Annotated in this window: 1 protein-coding gene; it reads right to left on the reverse strand. The window is 72.4% G+C overall.

Features of this window, described 5'->3' with window-relative positions; genetic code table 11:
- Window positions 1–16: 16 nt before the first annotated feature.
- Window positions 17–283, reverse strand: coding sequence for a hypothetical protein (locus EEJ42_RS30895; protein ID WP_123105177.1), 267 nt, complete (start codon window positions 281–283; stop codon window positions 17–19).
- Window positions 284–537 lie beyond the last annotated feature (254 nt).

Below are 537 nucleotides of genomic sequence, written 5' to 3' on the forward strand. Positions count from 1 at the left end.
CAGAAGCCGCCCGGGGCTACTTACGCAGCGCGGAGTCCTGCGAGGACTTCGCATCCGCCTGCCGCCGGGCGGCCCGGTACTGGCCGGCCGCGACGTCTGCGTACGCGGCGGCGAACAGCACAACGATGACCACCGCCGTGTAGTGGTGCGCCAGAGCGCACAGCAGGGCACTGGCCAGCATCAGCCCGACGGCGGCGAGCCCCCACCGAAGCGAGAGGCGACGGCGGCTGACCGACATGAGGATGCTGGCAGCCAACACCAGCAGCAACGCGAGATTGAGCACAAGAATCTCCTCGTGGTGTGGGCGGGCAGACAGCCCGCCAGACGGACACGCCCACCAGCGACCGGACCAAGACCGGACCGGGTTCGAGACCGGACCGGGGTCAGGGCCGGACCGGGGTCAGGGCGTGCCGCTGACCATGACGGGGCCAGAACCAAGCCACGCAACACCCAGCCAGGCCACCAGGCCACCAGGCCGGGTGCGCACCGGCCGCCGCAAGGCGGCGCGGGGGCCCGGGAGGGGACGACGCGCGGACG

Source organism: Streptomyces botrytidirepellens, assembly GCF_003721215.1.
Lineage (GTDB): Bacteria > Actinomycetota > Actinomycetes > Streptomycetales > Streptomycetaceae > Streptomyces > Streptomyces himastatinicus.